Source organism: Sedimentisphaera salicampi, assembly GCF_002117005.1.
Lineage (GTDB): Bacteria > Planctomycetota > Phycisphaerae > Sedimentisphaerales > Sedimentisphaeraceae > Sedimentisphaera > Sedimentisphaera salicampi.
In genome coordinates this window covers 1,595,991-1,618,192 of the sequence record NZ_CP021023.1, presented here as the reverse complement: position 1 = coordinate 1,618,192, position 22,202 = coordinate 1,595,991, and the positions used below count along the sequence as shown (strand labels likewise).

Below are 22,202 nucleotides of genomic sequence, written 5' to 3'. Positions count from 1 at the left end.
TAAAAAAAGTGAATATTGTTACAAATTGGAAAGGATTCATTGATGAAGACCCTAAAGACTCCTTTAGCGGCCGCACTGATGGTTGCGTTTCTGGCTGCAGGCGCGTTTGCTGCGAGTGAGCAGGATATTGATTCTGCTTTCAGCGGCATCAAATTCGGGGAGACTGACGATGCTAACGCCTCGTTTGACAAGCAGGTGCTCCCTATTACCGCAGGCCCTCTCAAGATTGGCGGATTCATAAGAGCAAATTACGCTTACAAGAGCTGGGCAAAAGATTACGAGCATGGCGGCGAGCTCGCGCTGGACACAATTGGCGTTAATGTTAACCTTCAGGGAACTGACCCGATTATCGGTTCATTCCAGTACAGGTATTACAGAACCCACCACGCTGATCCGGGGCACTTCTACCACTTCCTCCATCACGGATGGCTGGGGTATAAGTTTGATGACACCAAACAGATTCAATTCGGTGTTCATCAGGTGCCTTTCGGTATCCAGCCTTACGCATCTCACAACTGGTTCTTCCAGCTTCCCTACTACGTAGGCTTTGAAGACGACTACGACCTTGGTGTTAAGTGGATTCAGGACATGGGCAACACAAACCTGAAACTTGCCTACTACTACGGCGATGAAGGAAGCTACTACGGCGACAGCCGCGATTCTTCAAGGTACTCTTACGATCTTGTAAAGGGCGATGAATGGCCTGGTGTTGAAAGCTATAATACTGAGCGCAATCAGGTAAATGCAAGAATAGCCCAGACACTTGACCACGGCGACGGCGACAAGACCGAGCTCGGCCTTTCTCTCCAGTATTCTCAGATTCACAACAGCAAGACCAATGATGATGGCGATCACTATGCTATCGGTACTCACCTCGACGGGTACTACGGAAAGTGGAACGCCAAGCTTGAAGCTATCAGGTATGGCTACGATGCAGAAAATCCTGCAGGCGTGAGCGATGACTACGTAGTAATGGGTGCTTACGATGCTCCGTATCAAGTAGCAGCGGATGGCACAATGCTTGTAGCTGGTATCAGCAGAGATCTCGACGTAAACTTCGGCCCGATCAAGACTGTTACCGTTTACAACGACTATTCTATTCTTCTGAAAGACAAGTCTGACTACAACGATACTCAGCAAAACGTTCTCGGTATGTCTTTCAGCGTTGGAAGGTTCTTCACAATGGTTGACCTTGCAATGGGTAAGAACCACCCGTGGTTCCATACTGCCGGCCAAAATTGGACTGATGGACTATCAGCAGCTTCTGAAGATCAAGGCTGGCACACGAGATTTAACGTAAACATTGGCTACTACTTCTAAAAACTAAACCTTGCATCTTAATCATCCGATAAAAGGATTTCGGGCAGCCTTGTGAGGGCTGCCCTTTTAATGCGCAGGGAATAGAAAATGTTTCAGCCTTTTTAATCCTTTATCGGGCTGCCTTGGAGCAGTTAGATTTTAATTTAGAAAGGAATGTTATGAAGAAAAGATTAATTAGTGTTATGGTGATTTCGTTTTTGGCAGCGGCTTTAACAGCTTTCACAGGCTGCAAAAAACAAACACCCGCACAGGATGACGGCCAGCAGGCTCAGCAGCAGGAAAGCTCGGAGGGCTCCAAAGAGATAAAGCTCAGCTACGGCAACTGGGCTGAGGGTGTTGCATTTGCTCATCTGATGGAAGTAATGCTTACGGATATGGGCTATGACGTCCAGATGACTCTCGCAGACCTCGGGCCGCTTTTTGCCTCTGTGGCTGAGGGGAATCAGGATATTATGGTAGAGAGCTGGATGCCCGCCACCCATGGACATTACTGGGAGCAGTATGGCGAGGACTTCGACGAGCTGGTTACGTGGTTCGATACAGCGAAGATCGGGCTGGTTGTCCCTGATTATGTGAAAATTGACAGTGTTGCAGATTTGAACCAGATCAAAGAGGGCATCAAAGGCCAGATCACAGGCATTGATGCAGGTGCGGGGATTATGAAGAAAACAAAGCAGGCTATCCAGGATTACAACCTCGATCTCGAACTGCTTACTTCAAGCGGCCCTGCGATGACGGCCTCTCTCAAATCAGCAATCGACAAGAAAGAGCCGATCGTGGTTACAGGATGGGCTCCGCACTGGAAGTTTGCAAGGTACGACCTCAAATTCCTCGAAGACCCCAAAGGCGTTTACGGAAGCACCGAGAGGGTTGTGGCTATATGCAGGAAGGGATTCAAACAGGATATGCCGGAAGTGGCTGAGTTCTTCTCGAAGATCAAATTCAACACCGCTCAGATCGGCTCGCTGATGGACGTTATGGCAAACGCAGATGATAAGGAAGAGGCCGCAAGGCAATGGATGATGGATAATCCCGCTCTTGTAGCAACTTGGACAACAGTTCAGTAAGATTATACCAGAATTGAGTATTAAAAATTTAATGCTCAATCTATTAGAGTCTGAAGCTGAATTCAATAAGATAGCATCAGGATTCTGAATTAAAAACCCGCCTGATTTTTCAGGAGGGTTTTTTAATCCTTCCGCCGTAATTCTACAGGTGTAAACCTGTAGATGGAAGTATCCGCTGTCTTCGATTATAATGCTCTTATGGAATACAATAAGCAAGGACACAGCGTATATTATACCAGATACCACTTGGTGATGTCGACCAAATACCGTCGAAAGATATTTCGAAGCGGTATTGGCGAATATTTAGAACAAGTGGTTGAAGGGATTGGAAGAAGGGTTTCCGATTTAGAAATAAGGGAAATTAACACAGATGAAGATCACGTTCATATATTGCTCTCAATACCGCCGAAATATTCTGTGAGTGAGATTGTAAATAAGCTAAAAGCCAATACCGGCAGAGTCCTGAGAAGGAAATTCACGTGGCTTGATAAGGTATACTGGGATCAGGACGGTATTTGGTCGGTAGGCTACTTCGTTTCAACAGTCGGAATTAATGAAGAAACAATAAGGAAATATATTGAACATCAGGGTAGAGAAGACAGCGGGGAAGCGAAGCTTCTATTCTGAAAATGCCACGGGCGTAAGCCCGTGGTAGTTTACTTTGCGGCAGTTCAGAATCTTTTCTGTAAATTCTGTTCAAAGTCATTATTTGTGTGAATCCTTGCAGCCCCGCAGGGGCGACCAATGCATGCGTCCATCTTTGCTTTTACCCTTCTGCCGTTAAAATACTTAGCTGTAATAAATCCGCAGGCGGGTTAACCAAAAACGGCGCTGAGCAGTTTATCGAGATCCATAGGCACTTCATTCTCCCAAACCTCCAGCACGGTGCCGTCTTCAATAACTATAACCAGCGGGGTAGCCGTGAGCCACTGCCTCTCATTAACAATCTCGCCTGTAAGGCATGTTGTATCCTGCGGAACCGGATCAGGAGCAGAGCTCTCATGGGAGGGCAGATGAATGAATGCGATCTTCACATCCTGCCCTGAAGCCTGCATCACTTGATTAAACTCCTCGTAAACCGGAATCGCCTCGCGGCAGTTCGGGCAGTCGTTGTGGTAGAAGAGCATAATTGAGAGCCCTTCAGCTAGTTTATCTGCTATGCTTATATCGTAGAGGTATTCGAAATACTCCCCTTCCCACTTCTCCTCTTCCACGAAGAGATAATCCTCGGTTTCGGCGGGAGGTTCGAAATGCACCATCGTCCAGCTGATAGAGGCAAGCAGCAGTGCTGTTGGCAATGCGGTTGAAACCAGATGTCGGATGTTCGGCCATGGCGGTGGCAGAAGCTTCTCGCCCCGAGGCCTGAAAACCACAAGCAGAATCACAATAGGCACATCAATCGCAAAGACCGTAATCCATGGATTAACTGCCACCTCCCCGAAACATCCGCAAGACGCTGCCCCGCTGAGCCCTTTGTAGAGGCTGTCGAGCGTGAAGGCGGTGAAAGCCAGAACAGCGAGCAGCCAGCCAGCCTTTTTGAATATCCCGCAAATAAGCCAAATCGCAAGCCCTGTTATCAGCACCGTCTGAATGATTACAAATTCCCGCGTTTCAAATATATTCGCAGGCACAATCGGTTCGCTGAGAACCATCTTGAATTTTGCAGCCGCTGAGAAAATCAAAACAGCGCTTGTGAGCCAAAGGGTTATTTCGCTGAGGAGATTCCTGTTTTTTTCGTTCATTTAAGATGTCCAGTGATAGTGTTTAATGCCCTTGCTGGTGATAACTCTTTCATCTCTGCAAGTTTTCGGCAGTCGCTGAATTCGGGTTTGCAGAAAACCTGCTCTCCGTTATAGAATCCTTTTTTGAGCCTAACCTCGCAGCCTTCAATCTCTGCTGTTTCAAACTCCCTCTGGAGGGTTATCCTGTCCATTGTCTGGTATCTTATTCCGAGCGTGATCCCGCTGCGAAAGACAATTTCAGCTATCTTGTCGAGGTCTTCGGCTCGGCAGAGAACGCAGAACTTCACCCCGGGCCTGCCTTTCTTCATATACACAGGCTCTGTCCAAACATCTAGGCAGCTTTCGTTTCCTGCAAGCTCGCCTGCGAGTGAACCAACAAGCTCGCCTGTGCTGTCATCAACATTTGTTTCCATCATCACAGCCTTCTCCATAAGCTGCTCATCGCCCGAGCTGCCCTCTGTAAGGCGGATTATATTTGCCATTTTAGCAAACTCTTTGCTGCCGGCGCCGTACCCGCTGCGCACGTTGTTGTAGGCGGGAGGCTCGCCCGGCAAACAGAAGTATTTCAGAATCGCTGCGCCGGTGGGCGTTAGCAGCTCGGTATCTGCCTCGCCCCTGAACACATTGAGCCCTCTGATTAAAATTTCAGTTGCTGGGGCTGGAACGGGCATCACGCCGTGAGCGCACTGGACGGTTCCGCTTCCGATTGCCACTTTCGGGCAGTACATCTTCTCGAATCCCAGCAGGTATATACCGAAGCAGCAGCCTACGATATCCGCGATGGAATCGGCCGCCCCAACTTCATGGAAATGCACCTTCTCAGGCGTTGTTCCGTGAACCTGAGCCTCTGCCTTGGCTATCATTGAAAACACCGCTTTGGAATCCTGCTGAACCTTCTCAGGCAGATCAGCTGCATCAATCATCCGCTCGATATCCGGAAGATGACGATGCTGGTGATGATGATTCTCACCCTGGCTGTGGTGATGGTGGTGGCCGATTAAAGGCTCAAACTTCACCGCTCTTACGCCGCTGCGGAATACCTCTTTTATCTCAACCCCTTCAAGCTCTTCTACCCCAAGAGACATCAAGGCAGATTCTATCCTCTCAGAATCCGCCCCGCAGTCTATCAGTGCGCCGAGGATCATATCTCCAGCGGCTCCTGACGGGCAGTCGAATATACCAATTTTCATTCCCTTTTTCCCTCCTTACATCTCTTCATATTTTATGTTTTCAGGAAGCTGTTTTTGTATTTGCTCGGCCCTGAATTTGTCTTCTTCAATTGGGTCTGCTGCGAAGATGCGGTTTTGGATGTATGCAGGAGTTGATCTGCTGAAAATAGAATCTGCTTTCTTAAGCGAAAGGCCTTTAACAATGCCCGCTTCAATCCCGAGACGCAGAAAGCTCAAATGCCTTTCAGTTTCATGGAAGGTAATAAGCTTTGCGTTTTTAAGCACTGCACACGCCCTTTTTATGCCGTCTTCTACAACAATGCTTTTCTTTTGAATCACCTTCTCACGCAGGAATCTCTCACGCTCGGAGATCTGAACGGCCGCAGTTTCCATTCGGACTATTATCTCATCTTCGCTTATGCCGATTTTCTGCTCGTTTTCGATCTTGGAATAATCGGAGATTCCGGAAGAATCTCTGATTGAGTTTTCGATGGAGAGTTTATACTGCTCGCAGAAGAAGTCGAGGTCTTCATCCTCCGCCTCAGCGGTGAGCATTGGTATATGCAGGAAGTAGGTAACGGTAAAACCGGTGCCGGCGTTTGATATTTTACTGCAGTGGTAGCCGTATTTAGGCCCGAATGAGAACCCGAGCCTTTTTTCAAGCTCATCATCAATATCAGAGAGTGTTTCCCAGCTCTCGAATATGTCGTCATCCTGGCCGTTTATGAAAAGGCTTATGTGGTCTTCTCCGTTTATCACGAGAGTTATTTTGCGGTTTCTGCTCACGAGAATAACGCCGAAGCCGCTTTCCTTAAACTCTTCATCTATAAAGCCCTTCTCGAGAAACATTTCTATGGCATCGAAATCGCAGTTTTCCATGCTGAAAACTGTCCCGCCTTTGAAGACATCAAGCTCAAGGGCGGCATTGAGAACCTTTTCCTTAATATCGTTCAGCTCGGAGGTGCAGGCAGACTTCCTGAAGCGGTGATTGATTAAATTTCGCCTCAGATTTAGCTGCGTGCCCATTACTACATTGGGCATTTGATACAGTTTGTACATATTTTCTTTAAGCATCAAAGGCTCCTGAGCCTGTCTCTGATTTGAGCAGCGCTTTCGTAGTCTTCATTTTCAAGTGCTTTTTCAATACGAATATTCAGTGTCTGCCTGATATTCTCATTTACAGTATCTTCAAGGCTTTTTGAAGGGAGTTTACCAGAATGAACTGGATTTTCTATTTCAGAATTGCTCAGCACATCATTGATGCTGTTATTGAATACGAAATAATCTTCCGGGCAGCCGAGAAGAGTGTTTTTGAAAAAGCCCGAATATGTTTCCCCGCAAACGGGGCATTCGTAGGTTTTTTCCGCTTCCGGTGTCTTGTTTTGTTCATCTTCGCCGTCAGACTGGCTCACTGAGCCTATCAGCTTGCCCATCATTTCGCTTAAAGACCCCTGATTGAGGGCTTCTGAGAGGGTTTCCTGAACGCACTTCTCGCAGAAATGCACTTCTCTCTGCTGGCCGTTTATATATTCGGCCATATGCACTGAGGCCGGCCTCTTTTTACATCTCTGGCATAACATTTTTTCACCGCCTTTGCAAAAAATCAATCTTTGCTGTAACGAACTAAGCAGCCCTTTTCCTCTTCAATTTCCACATACTCAAGCTCTGCCGAATTCAGCAGGACCTGCATTTTATCGTAGAAATGCTTGCATACAAGTTCTGTGGTCGGGTGCTGCCCGTTTAATTCAAGTTCGTTGAGATTCTGCCCGATATTGCTTATAACTATATTGAGGGCTTTTCTGAAATCCTTAAATTCGAAAGCAAATCCGTATTCATCCAGTTCTTTCGCTGCTGCACATACCCGAACACGCCAGTCGTGTCCGTGGCTCGGCTCAATCTCGCCTCCGGGCATCTTAACTGCATGCTCTGCGTAAAATGTGTCTTCAACAGTTACCTTATACATATTACGAACTTTCGCTGGTTTTAGTTTGAAGCCTCTTGAATACATTATGAGGGATCAAATTGGACACGTCCCCGCCGAGGCTCGCCATTTCCCTTATTAGTGTAGAGCTTACAAAGCCAAATTGTTCACTCGTCATTACAAAAACTGTTTCAATACCCGCAACTGAGCGGTTGGTCATGGCAAGCTGAAACTCATACTGAACATCGGTAAGGTTTCTCAGGCCCCTCAGCATTACGTCGGCCTTGATGCTCTTTACGTATTCAACCGTAAGGCCGTCGTATTTCTCCACGACCACCTCAGGACGGCCCTCAAAGAGCTCTCGGATCATCTCAACCCGCTCATCGCCCGTGAAAATCGGAGTTTTTACAGAATTCTCGCCTACCGCAACCACAACACGCGAGAACATCTTCAGCCCTCTCTCGATTACGTCTATGTGGCCGTTGGTTATCGGGTCGAATGAGCCCGGAAATACCGCAGTGATGTCTTTTCTATACACGTCTATTATCCCTTTTAGATATTATCCTCTTCAATAATCCATTGTATAATGTTAATTCGAAATATCAATCAATTCGGTTGCTTGGATTATAAAAGGGTGTAGAATTGAAGGGAGTTTGAAATTAAATATTTCAGGACGATAAATCCAAATAGATATAAGCTAACTTTTCCGGCTTACAGCAATGGGGCTTGAGGCAGATTCATATCCTAAAATCAATTGAATGGAAAGTAGCCTTTCACAACCAATGCTTCCTGTAAATGTGTAAAAATAATCACTGCATATGTTGGAACTCGTAAGCCCCCGCATCAACTTTATCCCCTGAAGATCTTTTGTTTTTGCGAATATCTTTCTTGGGTGCTTTTTTGCTCGAACCTGCATTTATTGCAGGAGATGTTTCGGCAAGTCTTAAGTCGTATTCAGAGGCATTCACGAAAAGAGTTTCCAGATTTTCAGCTATTATGTTATGGTCTGCCTTTGTTCCGCTGTCAGGCCTTATCCTGCCGGCAATATTATTTCGTATTAAACATTTTGAAGAAGGCCTTCCATCTTTGTGTTTTGTGATTTGTATCCATGGAGGTCCATGTCTTTTATTATTCGGGTCTATAACTGTATTGTTTATTATCGTACAATTCTTTGCCCCCATCAGAGTAATTCCGTGCCAGTGGTCTGTTATTATCACATTATTTTCTATGCGCCAGTTGACATACATCCCGTCAAAGCAGCCAATAGCCTGTAAATATCCCCTGTGAGGCTGCTGCGGGTCTTCATAATTTATAAATGTATTTCCCCTGAGTACAACATCCCTAACTTCTCCGCCGCCATCTTTCCGTGCCCAGCTCTGAAAACCATCATCGTGATTGTTGTTTACATCGTAACAGTTCTTCACCACATTATACTGAATTACGTTTCCGTTTCCGAGAGAGCGGAGCCCGTCTCCTGAAAAGTTTTCTACAACATTGCCTTCTACAAGACAATCTGAACCGACGGCGTTTATCCCAAAATCAACGTTCTTTAGCTTATTGCCCCTAACTGTTATATTCTTCCCTTCCGCAGCAATGCCCCTGCGGCTGAGATTGTTCCAGTCTTCAGCAGTCCATTGCGAGCTGTCCAGTGTGGAACTGAGCGTGCAATTTTCTACTAAAACATCCTCTACATGCCCTCTGAAGCCGTGAGATTGAATGCTTATAAGATGATTGGCGAGCTTCTTATCTTTTCCATATTCAGGGCATACGTAAAGCCCTTTAAACGCCCATTTACTGCTCGAACGAATAAGTATTCCGGAGAATTTCGGTTTGTGGCCGGCTTTCGCTGCTATTGTTATGAAGCCTGAGTTGTAGTAGTCTGTTATATAAAGGCTTCCATAGAAACCGTCCATAAGCCAGATTGTATCTCCGGGGGCAATCACGGCTCCTGTGTTTTTGCTGATTAAAGATTTCCCCTTTTTGTACGGCAGGGATTCCCAGCATCTGGTTTCAATCATACCTGAATTATTCTCGAATATATGCGATAAGCTTTTCCAAGGCTTTTGCTTACTGCCGGGATTGCTGTCTAAACCGTTTACAGGATCAATAAAGAAATTTTTAGCTTGAGATATAATTGTCAGAAGGCAGACAAGGGCTAACAAAGTAAGTTTTGGTTTGAGTTTGTTTTCCAGTAATATGTGTAGCATTCTTAAGCCTCTTAAAAAAGTGTTTGCTCTTTCTTGCAGGATTTTTTAGCCCTCAAATCACCCGAGAGCTAAAAATCCTGTAAAACAGAAGGCAATTTTGTTATCATCTACTTTTAAACTAAAAAAGCAATGCTGTTTTGTTTTCTGCTCAGGGGGCATAAAATGAAAAAGATTACAATTGAACAATTAAATACTATCAAGGGTATATTCCAGAGGATTATGCCGGAATGTGAAATTCGGTTCTTTGCGGAAGAAGACGGCCTCCCCGAGCTTTCACCGGGTATTGACGTGGTTTTAATGGGAGACAGCGAGCCGGATAAAAAGAAACTGAGGCAGATTAAAAAAGAACTTGCCCAAGAGATGCCTTTTAATGTAGATATATGTATCTGGGCAAAGCTGCCGGACGAGCTCAGGCAGGCTATGATAAAAAAAATCAAAAAAATATGATAAAACACCTGCACAGGAGAAAAATATGTGGGACTATACAGAAAAGGTAAAAGAACATTTCCTCAATCCTCGAAATGTGGGCGAGGTGGAAAATCCCGACGGCGTTGGAGAGGTAGGCTCGCTTGCCTGCGGGGACGCACTGAAGCTTACGTTCAAACTCGATGAAGAGAGCAGGATTGAAGACGTGAAATTCCAGACATTCGGCTGCGCTTCTGCGATTGCCTCCTCCTCAGCCCTCACTGAGCTGATAAAGGGCAAAACGCTCGAAGAAGCAGAGAACATCACCAACAAGGATATAGCCGATTATCTTGGCGGCCTTCCAGACGAGAAGATGCACTGCTCTGTCATGGGCAAAGAAGCCCTTGAAGCGGCAATAGAAAACTATCGCACAGGCGAAACGGTTACCCACCAGATGGAAGGGAATGTGGTATGTACGTGCTTCGGCATAACAGACACCGAAATTGAAGACGTAGTTCGCGAGAACAAGCTCGAAACGGTGGAGCAGGTAACAAACTACTGCAAGGCCGGAGGAGGCTGCGGCGGCTGCACAGGCGAAATTGAAAGGATAATCCAGCAAGTCCGCGGGGAGAAAAAAGAACCCCGAGAGCAGCAGAGCAAACGCCCCAAAAACCTTACCAACATCCAGAAGATTCAGCTTATTCAGGAGATTATCAATGAGCAGGTTCGCCCATCGCTCAAGGCAGACGGCGGAGATCTGGATCTGATTGATGTTGTGGGAGATGATGTGATTGTCGCTTTTCGCGGGATGTGCGCAAACTGCAAAATGGCAGAGCTCACGCTTACCGACGTGGTTCAGGCCAAGCTAAGGGAGTATGTAAGCGAGGATATTAACGTTTACGAGAATAAATAAACCGTTTTTTAAGCTTGAAAATTCGCTCCCGAAGGCAAGCAATAGGAGAAACATTATGGATACTATATACCTAGACAACAACGCCACAACCCGAGTAGCTGAAGAGGTGTTTGAGGAGATGAAGCCGTATTTTACAGAATACTACGGCAACCCCTCAAGTATGCACACATTCGGCGGTCAGGTGGGCGGAAAATTAACAGAGGCAAGGGAACGCTGCGCATCGCTTATCGGCTGCGACCCGTCGGAAATAACCTTCACTTCAGGCGGGACAGAAAGCGACAACTGGGCGATTAGCGGAATACTCGCCGCCACTCCGAACAGAAGAAAGCTTATAACAAGCAGGGTTGAACACCCCGCAGTACTTACTATGTGCCGGTCTATGGCTCCGCACGGATACAATGTTGTGGAGATTGATGTTGACGAGAAGGGAAGGCTCGATCTCGACCAGCTCGAGAAAGAGGTTGACGAAGATACTGCCCTCGTTACGATAATGTGGGCTAATAACGAAACCGGAACAATCTTCCCTGTGGAAAAAATAGCGGAAATAGCCCATAATTCGGGTGCTGTTTTCCATACAGATGCCGTTCAGGCGGTAGGAAAGATCCCGGTTAATATGGCCGAGAGCAATATAGATCTATTGAGCGTTTCCGGCCATAAGCTCCACGGACCGAAGGGCGTTGGCCTGCTCTATGTGAGAAAGGGTGTTATGCTCAGGCCGTTTATAAAGGGCGGCCATCAGGAGAGCGGCCGGCGAGCCGGCACTGAAAACACCGCAGGGTTAATCGGGCTTGGAAAGGCCTGCCAGCTTGCTGAAGAAAATATAGACCGAGAAAACAGAGAAGTGAAGAGGCTGCGCGATAAGCTTGAATCCGGCCTGCTTGAAAAATGCTCCGATGCCTTTGTGAACGGAGACAGCTCGAAAAGGCTTCCGAACACAACCAGCATCAGTTTCGAATACATTGAGGGCGAGGCAATCCTGCTTATGCTGGATAAGTACCAGATATGTGCCAGCAGCGGAAGCGCCTGCACGAGCGGGTCTTTGGAACCGAGCCACGTGCTCAGAGCTATGGGTGTGCCCTTTACAGCCGCACACGGATCTATAAGATTCAGTCTGAGTATATACAACAAGGAAGAAGAAATAGATAAAGTTATTGAAGTTATGCCGCCTGTTATAAAAAGGCTCAGAGAACTCTCACCTTTCGGCAGGCAGCAGAAATAGGAATTAAAAATTATTTTTCCCTGGTAAAAGCCGGGGAATGTTTTGCCAGAGTTTAATCAGGCTCAATCCCTAAAGCGTATGCTAAAAAGAGCAGAGGCTCGGAGTATGCGCTGAAGTGATAGTCGTTCGTTAATATTGTTTAACCGAAGGAGTATAATTATGAGAGAAGCCTGGGAAGGTTTTAAGGGAGAAAGATGGAAATCGCAGATAGATGTGCGGGATTTTATCCAGTGCAACTACACTCCCTACAAAGACGGCAGCAGTTTCCTCGAAAAACCAACGCAGCGCACGAAAGACCTGCTTAGTCAAGTAGAAGAGCTTCAGAGGCTCGAGCAGGAAAAGGGCGGTGTTTTGGACATTGATACTGAAAGGGCATCGAGCATAGCGGCGTACCCGCCGGGGTATATCGATAAGGAAAAAGAGCTTATATTCGGTCTTCAAACTGACGCTCCCTTGAAGAGAGGGGTTAGCCCTTTTGGCGGCATCCGGATGGCTCAGCAGGCCTGCGAGGCCTATGGCTATGAGCTCAGCGATAAGCTTGAAGACATCTTCAATAACTATCGCACTACCCACAACGACGGTGTGTTCCGTGTGTATACCAAGCAGATGCGTACAGTACGCAGGAGCGGGCTGATAACAGGCCTGCCGGACGCATACGGCAGAGGCCGGATTATCGGTGATTACAGAAGGCTCGCACTCTACGGCCTTGAATTCCTTATGAACGAGAAGCTCAAAGACAAAGACCAGATCGGCGAAGGCCCTATGACAGAGCAGAGGATTCGTCTGCTTGAAGAGCTATTTAAGCAGGTTGATTTCCTCCAAAAACTCGGCCAGATGGCCAAATCTTACGGATTCGATATCAACAAACCCGCAAGAAACGCTAAAGAAGCCATCCAGTGGACGTATTTTGCATATCTCGGGGCTATTAAGGAGCAGAACGGCGCTGCGATGAGCCTCGGACGCACGAGCACATTCTTCGATATCTACATTGAACGTGATCTTGCTAAAGGACTGCTCGACGAAAGCGGTGCTCAGGAGCTGATTGACGATTTTGTTTTGAAGCTTCGCCTTGCCCGCCAGCTCAGAACACCTGAATATAACGAGCTCTTCGCCGGCGACCCAACTTGGGTTACAGAAGCCGTAGGCGGCATGGGAGAAGACGGCAGGACGCTTGTTACAAAGAGCAGCTTCCGCATACTCAACACCCTCAACAACCTAAACCCCTCGCCAGAGCCGAATCTTACCGTTCTCTGGTCTGATAAGCTCCCCGTGGAGTTCAGAAAGTTCTGCGCTAGGATATCGGTTGACACAGATTCTATCCAGTACGAAAATGACGACCTTATGAGAAGAGGGTTTGGCGATGATTACGGCATAGCCTGCTGCGTTTCAGCGATGAAAATCGGCAAGCAGATGCAGTTTTTCGGTGCCAGAGCGAATCTTCCTAAGGTGCTGCTTTGCGCTCTCAACGGAGGGCGAAATGAAATCACAGGCGATTATGTGGCCCCTGAGAGCGAAGCGATTGAGGGTGATATCCTAAATTATGATGAGGTTATGCAGAAATTCCTCAGCTATATGGACTGGCTGTGCGAGCTGTATGTAAACACAATGAACGTAATCCATTATATGCACGATAAATACGCCTACGAAAAGCTCCAGATGGCGCTGCACGATACCTATGCAGAGCGGTTTATGGCGTTTGGCATAGCGGGAATGAGCGTTATTGCCGATTCGCTCAGTGCGATTAAGCACGCTGAGGTTAGAGCGGTTCGTGATGAGAAAGGCCTGATCAGAGATTTCGAAATCAAGGGCGATTTCCCTAAATTCGGCAATGATGACGACCGCGTGGATTCAATCGCTGAGCAGATTGTTGAAGGCTTCTACAACCGCCTCTGCAAGCACGAAACCTACCGTGACGCAAAACCAACGCTCTCAATCCTCACAATCACATCGAATGTGGTTTACGGGAAGAAAACCGGCTCCACGCCGGACGGCAGGAAAGAAGGCGAACCCTTCGCTCCAGGAGCAAATCCCATGCATAACAGAGACAGCCAAGGCGCTCTTGCCTCGCTGAATTCTGTTGCCAAGCTGCCATATGAGGCCTGCCTTGACGGAATATCCTGCACCTTCAGCGTTACCCCGCAGGGGCTCGGAGCCGAGGAGGACGAGAGAATCTCGAACCTCGTTAATATTATCGGCGGATACTTCAAGCAGTACGGCCATCATATGAATGTCAATGTCCTTAACAGGGAACGACTCGAAGACGCCATGGAAAATCCGGGCAAATATCCAAATCTCACTATAAGGGTTTCCGGATATGCGGTGAACTTCAACCGCCTTTCAAGGGCGCAGCAGGAAGAAGTTCTCGCCCGAACTTTCCACGATAAGATTTAAAATTTATTAAATAAGCGGCTCTGAAACGGGGCCGCTTTTTTAATTTTCCATTTCTGTGGCTGCAAGGGCGATTTTAGGCTTGTATTTGTTTGGAAGGCGCTTATATTTCTCGGCCGTTGATTAACAGGAACTCGGAAATGAACAATAAGAAAACTCTTCTGAATATAAAAGCCGGCAAAACGGCGATAGTAAGCTCTATCAGCTCCGGCCACAGGCTCCAGAGAAGGCTCTCTGAGATGGGTGTTGTTCCAGGTACAGCAATCAAGGTGCTGCAGAACAGCTCTGCGGGGCCGCTGCTGTTAGAAATAAAAGGAACTAAAACTGCTCTTGGAAGAGGCGCCTCAGATGCTATAATTGTAAGGGAGATTGGTGTTTGAAATTTAGGTGGCAAAAATGGAAGAAAAGAGCAGACAAAAAATTATTGAGCTTGCAGAAAATGCCGTAGAGGCGGAGATTACAGGAAAGCCTTTTTCCCCCGTAAAGCCGGAAGATACCGAGCTTTCAGCTCGCAGAGGCTGTTTTGTTACGCTCAAAACCGGCGGAGAGCTCAGGGGCTGCATAGGCTGTTTTACCTCGGATGAGCCTCTCTACAAGACTGTTTGCAGTATGGCAAGATCGAGCGTAAGCTCTGATCCGAGATTTGCTGGCAGAAGGCTAAAGCCCTCAGAGCTTGAAGAGCTTGAGGTTGAGGTGAGCGTGCTTTCAGAGCTCAAGGAAACTGATAACCCGCTCTCGCTCAGGCCTGGTATAGACGGGATCTACATCACAAGAGGTTTCGCTTCAGGCTGCTTTCTCCCGCAGGTGATAAGCGAAACAGGCTGGAGCAAAGAGCAGTTCCTCTCATACTGCTGCTCGCACAAGGCCGGCCTGCCCGCTGATGCTTGGAAAGACAAAGACACAAAGGTGTATCTCTTTACCAGCGAGATTATCAGCAACCGCTCGTGATAAGCCTTTGCTTAAGGCCTGAGATTTTCAAATTTCAGAGAAAAAGGTTTGACAACTGCAAGCTTCGTGTTACCCTTAAGTCCTGTCTGTATTGTGATTTGCAGTTTCTGTGTCCAGCAGACGGGCGTAAATAGTTTATAGAACTGGTTTATAACTGGAGACGAAAAAATGAGGCAATTAAGTTTTCTCGCTGCACTTATTTTCGTTTCTGCGGCCGTTATGGCCACAGGGCACGATTTCCCTTATAAGGCAAAAGTTGCCGGCGAAAATGTATTCGTGCGATCAGGCGCAGGAATGAACTACTACCGTTGCGCAAGGGTTTCATCGCCGGAGGAAGTAACTGTAACAGCAGAACGGTTCGGGTGGTCCAGGATTCAGCCGCTGGATACCTGCTATTCCCTTATCGCAAAGCAGTATGTGAAAAAGAGCGATTCCGGCAGCGGAGTCGTTGAGGCGAGCAATGTAAATGTATGGGCAGGTTCACCTTACGTTTCCCCCGTGCATTCAACAACCCGCCAGCTAAAGCTCAACAGCGGGACGGAAGTTCAAATCATCGGCATAGACGGAGACTACTACAAAATCAGACCGCCAAGAGGCGCTTCATACTGGATCAACAGCGCATACCTCGAAGCTGCTGAATCAGAAGAAAAACAGCAGAGTTCGGAAGAAAGCGGCGAGCAGGCAGATGAAAGCCAAGCCTCCGCTGAATCCTCTCAAGACCAGCAGAGAAGCTCTGCTGAATACGACAGTGAAAATGGCGCTGGAGAGGTGAGCGAAGGTGAAGCCGGCACCAGCAGCGAAGAAAAAGACCAAGACAAAGAAGCAAAGCCCGAGCCACAGAAGCCGCAGCTCACTCCCGAGCAGGCAAAAAAACGCAAGCAGGCATACCAAGAGTATCTACGCTGCGCAGAGCTTGTTTCAAAGGAGAAGGAAAAGCCTATCGAAGTGCAGGATTACAAGCCTGTTAAGAAAAGGCTCAAAAAGATCATAGAAGGCGAGCAGAGCGGCAGGGCAGCAGTTTATGCAGAGGCTCTTCTTGGCGAGGTAAATCGCTATGAAGCGGCCAAGCTTGCTGATGAGATGCTCAGAGATCAGGATTCAGAGCTTGCAAGAAGAAGAAGCGAAATTAGAAAGAAATACAGTCAGAAGGAAAACCAAATCACCCGTGAAGAGGGTTATGCCTATACAGGCGTTTTAGCAAAGAGCTATGTTTACACTGGAGAAGATAGGGATTTCCGCTTTGCTGTAAAGGATCGCAGCGGCTCTATCAAGGCTTATGCCGAGCCAGCAAACAGTTCAGTGAAAGCAAGGGCTATGGATATGCTTGGGAAAACGGTCGGTTTCAAGGGCGAGATAATCGCAGATCCCGCTACATCCAAAGTGGTTGTGCATTTCTCTCAGGTGTTTGAGATATGGGAGCCCAAAACCGGCAGTGATTCCGGGGAGGACTCTTCTTCCGAACAGGAGAACGGCTAAGTTAAAAACTGATAACTTCAATTCTCCAATCCCGTTTCAAACTCGGGCAGAGGGGCTCTTTTTGAAAAATTATTTACGGATACCATTATGCCAAGCCATATGCTCAGCACAGTAAAGACCGATAAATACAATATTTTCGGCTATTCGGTGGCTGGTGAGGAGTCTATTGTTGCAGTACCTGAGCTGGGCGTTTGCTTTGATGCGGGCAAAGCTCCCGAACATATTATACCTATAGACAATCTCCTGCTAACCCACGGTCATATAGACCATTCAGCAGGGATTGCCTACTACCTCTCGCACAGGCAGTTTTCTGACCAAACTCCGGGCACTGTTTTCGCTGAGGGCTCTGTGATAGACAAGCTCAAAAAGCTAGCTGAGATTTGGTCGGAGCTCGACGGAAGCCGGATTGAGGCTAATTACATCAAGGTTCAGGCGGGAGAATACTACCCGCTAAAGCCGAGGCTTTATGTTGTGCCGTTCAAAACTCGCCATAATCGAGATTCATACGGATATACCGTTGTGGAGGTGAGGCATAAGCTCAAAGAAAAATATCTGGGGCTCAGCTCTCCGGAGATTGTGGAGCTCAAGAAAAAGGGCATAGAGATTACATATCAGCTCGAAATACCGCTTGTCAGCTACACCGGCGATACCGCATACTCCGATTACGCCTCAAACGAACTGGTGAGGAGAAGCGAGGTTTTCATAACTGAATGCACCTTCTTCGAGCAGGACCATCTGGACAGGGCAAAGGCAGGCAAGCATATGCACATTTCCCAGCTTGAAGAGATGCTCGCCCCGCTGGAGAGCGAAAAAATCATTCTTACCCACTTCTCACAGAGAACAAACATCGGCGAGGCAAAGAGCATACTCAGAAAGATGCTTCCGGAAGAGATTTACCGGAAGATTATCATACTTATGGACGGATACAGGAATAACGGTTATCAGAAAGTTTAATAGAGGAAAGAAAAATGCCGCAGGTAAGCAGTAAGGAATTCGGCAAAATTGAAGGAAAAACGGTTGAGCTTTATACGCTCGCTAACGACAGCGGTGCTAAAGCTGAAATAATTACTCTCGGCGGAACGCTTGTTTCGCTTTATATGCCCGATAAGAACGGTAAGTTCAATGATATTGTTCTCGGTTTCGATAATCTTGAGCAGTATCTCAAGGAGTCTCCTTATTTCGGGGCCAATATCGGCCGAGCAGCAAACAGGATTGCCGGGGGCAGGTTTACACTTGAAGGAAAGGAGTATCAGCTTGCGGTTAACAACGGCCCGAATGCCCTCCACGGAGGCGAAGAGGGCTTCAATATGAAGATTTGGGATGCAGAAGGCTTTACCAGCGGCGGTTCTGCCTGCCTCAAACTCACTTACACCAGCCCAGACGGCGAGGAAAACTATCCGGGCGAGATGAACGTTGAAGCTGTTTACTCACTCACAGGCTCAAACGAGCTTAAGATTGACTTCAAGGCCTCCTGTGATAAAACAACCATAGTAAACCTAACTCACCACAGCTACTTCAATCTTGCAGGGCATAATTCAGGGAAAATATACGACCATTCGCTTAAGATTGAAGCGGATCAATATACGCCAGTGGATGAGAACCTTATCCCCATCGGCGAGCTGAAGTCTGTTGAAGGAACTATTTTTGATTTCAGGAAAGCAAAGCGAATCGGCGAGGATGCAGAAAAGGCCGCTAAAGACTATACCAGCGGATTTGACCACAATTTCGTTTTGAACAATCCGGAAAATCAGTACGGCCTTGCTGCAAGCGTTTATGAGCCGAAATCCGGCAGGAAAATGGATGTTTATACCAATCAGCCCGGCCTGCAGTTTTATGCGGCTAATTTCGTTGAAAACCTCAAGGGCAAGGATGGAGCGTTTTACAACCCGCACTGCGGATTGTGCCTTGAGCCGCAGAAATTTCCCAATGCGGTAAACACTCCGAACTTTGCTTCACCGGTACTGAAGCCGGGAGAGGTTTATAAACACAGCATTTCGTATTCCTTCAGCACTGAATAGCTTTTAACGGCCGGCAATGCCGGCCTTTTTTAACTCAGAATTTATGATTTATCTTATTGCAGTATCTTTGATCTGGTCTTTTTCATTCGGCCTTATCAAAACAAATATGTCCAGCCTCGACCCTGCATTAGTGGCCTTTTTGCGGCTTCTTCTCTCGGCTGCTGTTTTTCTCCCTTTTTTGCGGGTGAAGGGCATGAGGCCGAAGATGAGTGTGCAGGTTTTTCTTATCGGGGCATTGCAGTTTGGGCTTATGTATATTGCATACATTTATTCGTTTCAGTACCTCAAGGCGTATCAGATTGCCGCTATGACAATTTTTACACCGCTGTATGTAGAGATTATCAGCGATTTTGCAGAACGCCGGTTTGTCCTGCGGCCTTACCTGTTTGTGCTTATGGCTGTGTTCGCCTCTGCGCTTGTAACGTGGGATAGTCTGAACGTGTTTGAGTTTCAGAAGGGCTTTTTCCTCGTTCAGCTCTCGAACCTCTGCTTTGCAGGCGGTCAGGTGCTCTACAGGAAACTGCTCAAGCCTGCGAACGTGAAAGACAGGGAGATTTTCGCTGCCGCTTATTGCGGGGCAGCAGCGATAACATTCATAGCAGTTCTTATTCGGGGAAGCCTGCCTCAGATAGCTCAGATAAGCGGTAATCAGTGGGCGGCGCTGCTTTATCTCGGGATAATCGCCTCGGGGCTCTGTTTCTTTCTCTGGAATAAAGGCGTTCGAATCGCAAACATCACAAACGCTGCGATCTCAAACAACCTCAAGATGCCGCTGGCTGTGGCGGTTTCTTTGTTTGTATTCGGGGAGTATGAGTCCCAGAGCCCTGAAACGATGATTCGCCTCGGGCTCGGGATAGTATTGCTCGCAGCGAGCCTTATCCTCAATTCAAGGCAGAAACCTGCCGGCTGATTAGAGCGAATTCTCTTTCGCCCATTCTCTTGCCCGATTAAAGATCTTCAGGTTCAAATCAATCAGTTTCTCTTTTTCTGCAAAGCTGTCCTTTATTGCCTGCTCGTATTTCTCTGGCGAGATTCCCGTATCGCATACCTCTATCATAACGCCCAGCATAAAGGTATTTGCTGCTTTTGCGCTTCCCAATTCTTCTGCTGTTTTAATCGCTGGAACAGCTATGCCCCTTGCATTTTCAGGCAGCTTCGGTCCTTCTGCTGTGGAGTCGTACAGGATGTAGGCGCCGTTATGCACGTCTGATGCGAATCTCTCAAGCGAGGGCTTGTTCATCGCTATGAGTATATCGGGATGATAGACCACAGGCGAGGCTACAGCCTTTCCTGCTGCCACTACTGAGCAGTTGGCCGTTCCGCCGCGCTGTTCAGGACCGTAAGAGGGGAACCACGATACGTGCCTTCCGTCTGCGCAGGCAGCCCTTGCCGCCATCACTCCCATGCTCAAAACGCCCTGCCCTCCGAAGCCTGCTATCTTCAGCCCAAAGCCTTCAAAGCTGCTGTCGTCTGCGGGGTTGGGGGCGTTTTCGGTTTCGAGGTTGAAAAGGGCGTCTATTTTGGATTTTTCGAAACAGCTTTCCATCCGTCCAAGCGGCGGTGTCTCTTCGATTTTGTCTCTAAAGCAGCCAAGCGGGAACACCTTCTCCATCTGCTCATCCACAAACTTCATGCTGGACTGCGCATCCTGCCTGAGATTTGTGGGGCAGTTAGAGAGAATTTCAACAAAGGCATAGCCCTTTCCGTCCCGCTGGATTTCAATCGCTTTCCGGATCGCCTTCCTTGCCTTGCGGATCTTTTTGATATTCGAAACAGAAACCCTCTCAATGAGTACAGGTGCATTTAAACTGCTGAGAATCTCGCACATCTTCAGCGGATATCCCGCTTGTCTGGGGTCTCTTCCTTCAGGGCAGGTTACGGTCTGCTCGCCTACAAGGGTGGTTGGTGCCATTTGGCCGCCGGTCATTCCGTAAACCGTGTTGTTTACAAAAAACACCGCAAGCTTTTCCCCGCGATTAGCTGCCTGCATAGTTTCGTTCAGCCCGATCGAGGCAAGATCCCCGTCGCCCTGATATGAGATCACAACCGAATTATCCTCAGCGCGGGATACGCCCGTGCCGACTGCCGGTGCTCGCCCGTGAGCAACTTGCAGATTGCCCGTATCGAAGTAGTAGTATGCGAAAACTGAACAGCCTACAGGGCTGATCATTACGGTTCGCTCCTGCACGCCGAAATCGGAAATCGCCTCTGCGATAAGTTTGTGTATGATTCCGTGTCCGCAGCCGGGGCAGTAGTGAGTTGCTGTGGGAGCTGCTCCGCCTTTGCGATCAAAAACGTCGTACATTGAGGACGGTTTTTTTATTACTTTTTCTGCCATTTTTATACCTTCAAGCGGAAAGCTCCGCAATTTTATCCATTACCTTTTCCATAGTTATCAGATTACCGCCGAGCCGGTTTACAAGATGAACAGGGCGACGGAATTCAACTGAGGACTTTATGTCCTCGGTCATCTGGCCGTTGCTCATTTCCACTGAGATAAATTTAACGTCTCGCTCAGCGATTCGCTTCAGCTCATCCTTTGGGAATGGGTAAAGGCTTAGAGGCCTTAAAAGCCCCGCTTTGATGCCTTGCTTTCTTGCCTGCTCAACTGCGCCTTTTGCTATCCGGCTGCTGATTCCGTATGAAACAAGCACAACATCTGCGTCTTGAGTATCGATAAGTTCGCAGCTCTGTTCGTTCTGCTCGATTTTTTTGTATTTTTCCTGAAGCCTGTAGTTGAATTCTTCAAGCTCGCTGAAATCGAGGAAGATGGAGGTTATAAGGTTTTTCATAGTTTCCTTATTGCCGGAAACCGCCCACGAATTGTCTATCTTCGGCTCCGCTGCCTTCTCAGGGAATCTCACTGGCTCTATCATCTGCCCCAGAACACCGTCTGCGAGCACGTAAGCTGGATTTCTGTACTTAAAGGAAAGCTCGAATGCCTTCATTGTAAAATCGCACATCTCCTGTACGCTGTTTGGAGCGAGTACGATCGTTCGGTAGTTCCCGTGGCCTCCTCCTTTGACCACCTGATTATAGTCTCCCTGCTCCGGACCTATATTTCCGAGTCCAGGCCCAGCACGCATAATATCCACTATCACAGCAGGCAGCTCTGCCCCAGCTATGTATGATATGCCTTCCTGCTTGAGGCTTATGCCCGGGCCGGAGGAGGCTGTCATCACTCTCCTGCCTGTTGAAGCGGCTCCGAAAACCATATTTATTGCAGCCTCTTCGCTCTCGGCCTGTACAAAATTTCGCCCGAGCTTGGGGAAATAATGTGAGGCCTCGTGGAGGATTTCGCTTGCTGGTGTTATAGGGTAGCCGAAGTAGCAGTCGCAGCCGGCATAAAGCGCCCCTATGATTACTGCGGTGTTGCCCTTTGCAAGTTGTGTAGCCATTCTTTATATCT

At 47.7% G+C, this 22,202-nt stretch carries 22 protein-coding genes; 13 read left to right on the top strand and 9 right to left on the bottom strand.

Annotation, left to right across the window (positions count from 1 at the left end; translation table 11 throughout):
- The first annotated feature begins 42 nt into the window (after positions 1 to 42).
- From STSP1_RS06110 to tnpA, 3 genes are all read left to right on the top strand, one after another.
- On the top strand, positions 43 to 1,320 hold the full coding sequence (locus STSP1_RS06110) for a hypothetical protein (RefSeq protein ID WP_085755505.1): 1,278 nt from the start codon (positions 43 to 45) through the stop codon (positions 1,318 to 1,320).
- Between the two features lie 158 nt (positions 1,321 to 1,478).
- Positions 1,479 to 2,387, top strand: coding sequence for a glycine betaine ABC transporter substrate-binding protein (locus STSP1_RS06105; protein WP_085755504.1), 909 nt, complete (start codon positions 1,479 to 1,481; stop codon positions 2,385 to 2,387).
- A gap of 162 nt (positions 2,388 to 2,549) precedes the next feature.
- The gene (gene tnpA, locus STSP1_RS06100) at positions 2,550 to 3,014 is read left to right on the top strand and encodes an IS200/IS605 family transposase (protein WP_085755503.1); all 465 of its coding nucleotides are present in this window, start codon (positions 2,550 to 2,552) and stop codon (positions 3,012 to 3,014) included.
- Between the two features lie 188 nt (positions 3,015 to 3,202).
- On the opposite strand, the gene STSP1_RS06095 is transcribed toward tnpA, so the two are convergent.
- From STSP1_RS06095 to STSP1_RS06065, 7 genes are all read right to left on the bottom strand, one after another.
- A complete protein-coding gene (locus tag STSP1_RS06095) occupies positions 3,203 to 4,129 on the bottom strand; it encodes a MauE/DoxX family redox-associated membrane protein (protein WP_085755502.1) in 927 nt (308 codons plus the stop codon).
- Positions 4,126 to 5,319, bottom strand: coding sequence for a nickel pincer cofactor biosynthesis protein LarC (gene larC / locus STSP1_RS06090; RefSeq protein WP_085755501.1), 1,194 nt, complete (start codon positions 5,317 to 5,319; stop codon positions 4,126 to 4,128). The genes STSP1_RS06095 and larC overlap by 4 nt, the downstream gene beginning before the upstream one ends.
- A 15-nt stretch (positions 5,320 to 5,334) precedes the next feature.
- Positions 5,335 to 6,372: a hypothetical protein gene (locus tag STSP1_RS06085; protein WP_085755500.1), complete on the bottom strand. Its 1,038-nt coding sequence runs from the start codon at positions 6,370 to 6,372 to the stop codon at positions 5,335 to 5,337.
- Positions 6,372 to 6,878: a UvrB/UvrC motif-containing protein gene (locus STSP1_RS06080; RefSeq protein WP_123806999.1), complete on the bottom strand. Its 507-nt coding sequence runs from the start codon at positions 6,876 to 6,878 to the stop codon at positions 6,372 to 6,374. Before STSP1_RS06080 ends, STSP1_RS06085 begins: the two co-directional genes overlap by 1 nt.
- Before the next feature lie 23 nt (positions 6,879 to 6,901).
- Positions 6,902 to 7,261 carry a 6-pyruvoyl trahydropterin synthase family protein gene (locus tag STSP1_RS06075; protein WP_161491636.1) on the bottom strand — a complete coding sequence of 120 codons (360 nt, stop codon included), beginning with the start codon at positions 7,259 to 7,261 and terminating at the stop codon, positions 6,902 to 6,904.
- 1 nt (position 7,262) lies between these two features.
- Positions 7,263 to 7,757, bottom strand: a complete 495-nt coding sequence (coaD, locus tag STSP1_RS06070; RefSeq protein ID WP_204845079.1) for a pantetheine-phosphate adenylyltransferase — start codon at positions 7,755 to 7,757, stop codon at positions 7,263 to 7,265.
- Positions 7,758 to 8,028: 271 nt separating this feature from the next.
- The gene (locus tag STSP1_RS06065; RefSeq protein WP_085755497.1) at positions 8,029 to 9,426 is read right to left on the bottom strand and encodes a right-handed parallel beta-helix repeat-containing protein; all 1,398 of its coding nucleotides are present in this window, start codon (positions 9,424 to 9,426) and stop codon (positions 8,029 to 8,031) included.
- A gap of 162 nt (positions 9,427 to 9,588) precedes the next feature.
- On the opposite strand from STSP1_RS06065, the gene STSP1_RS06060 reads away from it, so the two are divergent.
- The 10 genes from STSP1_RS06060 to STSP1_RS06015 all read left to right on the top strand — a co-directional run bounded on the left by STSP1_RS06060 (position 9,589) and on the right by STSP1_RS06015 (position 19,703).
- The gene (locus tag STSP1_RS06060) at positions 9,589 to 9,873 is read left to right on the top strand and encodes a hypothetical protein (protein ID WP_085755496.1); all 285 of its coding nucleotides are present in this window, start codon (positions 9,589 to 9,591) and stop codon (positions 9,871 to 9,873) included.
- 25 nt (positions 9,874 to 9,898) lie between these two features.
- Positions 9,899 to 10,744, top strand: a complete 846-nt coding sequence (nifU, locus tag STSP1_RS06055) for a Fe-S cluster assembly protein NifU (RefSeq protein ID WP_085755495.1) — start codon at positions 9,899 to 9,901, stop codon at positions 10,742 to 10,744.
- A gap of 55 nt (positions 10,745 to 10,799) precedes the next feature.
- Complete coding sequence (gene nifS / locus STSP1_RS06050; protein WP_085755494.1) at positions 10,800 to 11,963, top strand: cysteine desulfurase NifS; 1,164 nt, start codon at positions 10,800 to 10,802, stop codon at positions 11,961 to 11,963.
- Between the two features lie 159 nt (positions 11,964 to 12,122).
- Positions 12,123 to 14,354 carry a formate C-acetyltransferase gene (pflB, locus tag STSP1_RS06045; RefSeq protein WP_085755493.1) on the top strand — a complete coding sequence of 744 codons (2,232 nt, stop codon included), beginning with the start codon at positions 12,123 to 12,125 and terminating at the stop codon, positions 14,352 to 14,354.
- A gap of 137 nt (positions 14,355 to 14,491) precedes the next feature.
- The gene (locus tag STSP1_RS06040) at positions 14,492 to 14,731 is read left to right on the top strand and encodes a FeoA family protein (RefSeq protein ID WP_085755492.1); all 240 of its coding nucleotides are present in this window, start codon (positions 14,492 to 14,494) and stop codon (positions 14,729 to 14,731) included.
- A 16-nt stretch (positions 14,732 to 14,747) separates the two neighbouring features.
- On the top strand, positions 14,748 to 15,299 hold the full coding sequence (amrA, locus tag STSP1_RS06035) for an AmmeMemoRadiSam system protein A (RefSeq protein WP_085755491.1): 552 nt from the start codon (positions 14,748 to 14,750) through the stop codon (positions 15,297 to 15,299).
- A 168-nt stretch (positions 15,300 to 15,467) separates the two neighbouring features.
- Positions 15,468 to 16,775 carry an SH3 domain-containing protein gene (locus STSP1_RS06030; protein WP_085755490.1) on the top strand — a complete coding sequence of 436 codons (1,308 nt, stop codon included), beginning with the start codon at positions 15,468 to 15,470 and terminating at the stop codon, positions 16,773 to 16,775.
- A gap of 87 nt (positions 16,776 to 16,862) precedes the next feature.
- Positions 16,863 to 17,729 carry an MBL fold metallo-hydrolase gene (locus STSP1_RS06025; protein ID WP_085755489.1) on the top strand — a complete coding sequence of 289 codons (867 nt, stop codon included), beginning with the start codon at positions 16,863 to 16,865 and terminating at the stop codon, positions 17,727 to 17,729.
- Positions 17,730 to 17,743: 14 nt separating this feature from the next.
- Complete coding sequence (locus STSP1_RS06020; protein WP_085755488.1) at positions 17,744 to 18,793, top strand: aldose epimerase family protein; 1,050 nt, start codon at positions 17,744 to 17,746, stop codon at positions 18,791 to 18,793.
- 43 nt (positions 18,794 to 18,836) lie between these two features.
- Positions 18,837 to 19,703 carry a DMT family transporter gene (locus STSP1_RS06015; protein ID WP_161491635.1) on the top strand — a complete coding sequence of 289 codons (867 nt, stop codon included), beginning with the start codon at positions 18,837 to 18,839 and terminating at the stop codon, positions 19,701 to 19,703.
- Here STSP1_RS06015 and STSP1_RS06010 read toward each other — a convergent pair whose 3' ends face one another.
- Together STSP1_RS06010 and STSP1_RS06005 are read right to left on the bottom strand one after the other, a co-directional pair.
- Entirely contained in the window at positions 19,704 to 21,131 is a 1,428-nt protein-coding gene (locus STSP1_RS06010; RefSeq protein WP_085755486.1) for a 2-oxoacid:acceptor oxidoreductase family protein, read from the bottom strand.
- A gap of 10 nt (positions 21,132 to 21,141) precedes the next feature.
- Positions 21,142 to 22,191 carry a 3-methyl-2-oxobutanoate dehydrogenase subunit VorB gene (locus tag STSP1_RS06005; RefSeq protein WP_085755485.1) on the bottom strand — a complete coding sequence of 350 codons (1,050 nt, stop codon included), beginning with the start codon at positions 22,189 to 22,191 and terminating at the stop codon, positions 21,142 to 21,144.
- Between the last annotated feature and the right edge of the window lie 11 nt (positions 22,192 to 22,202).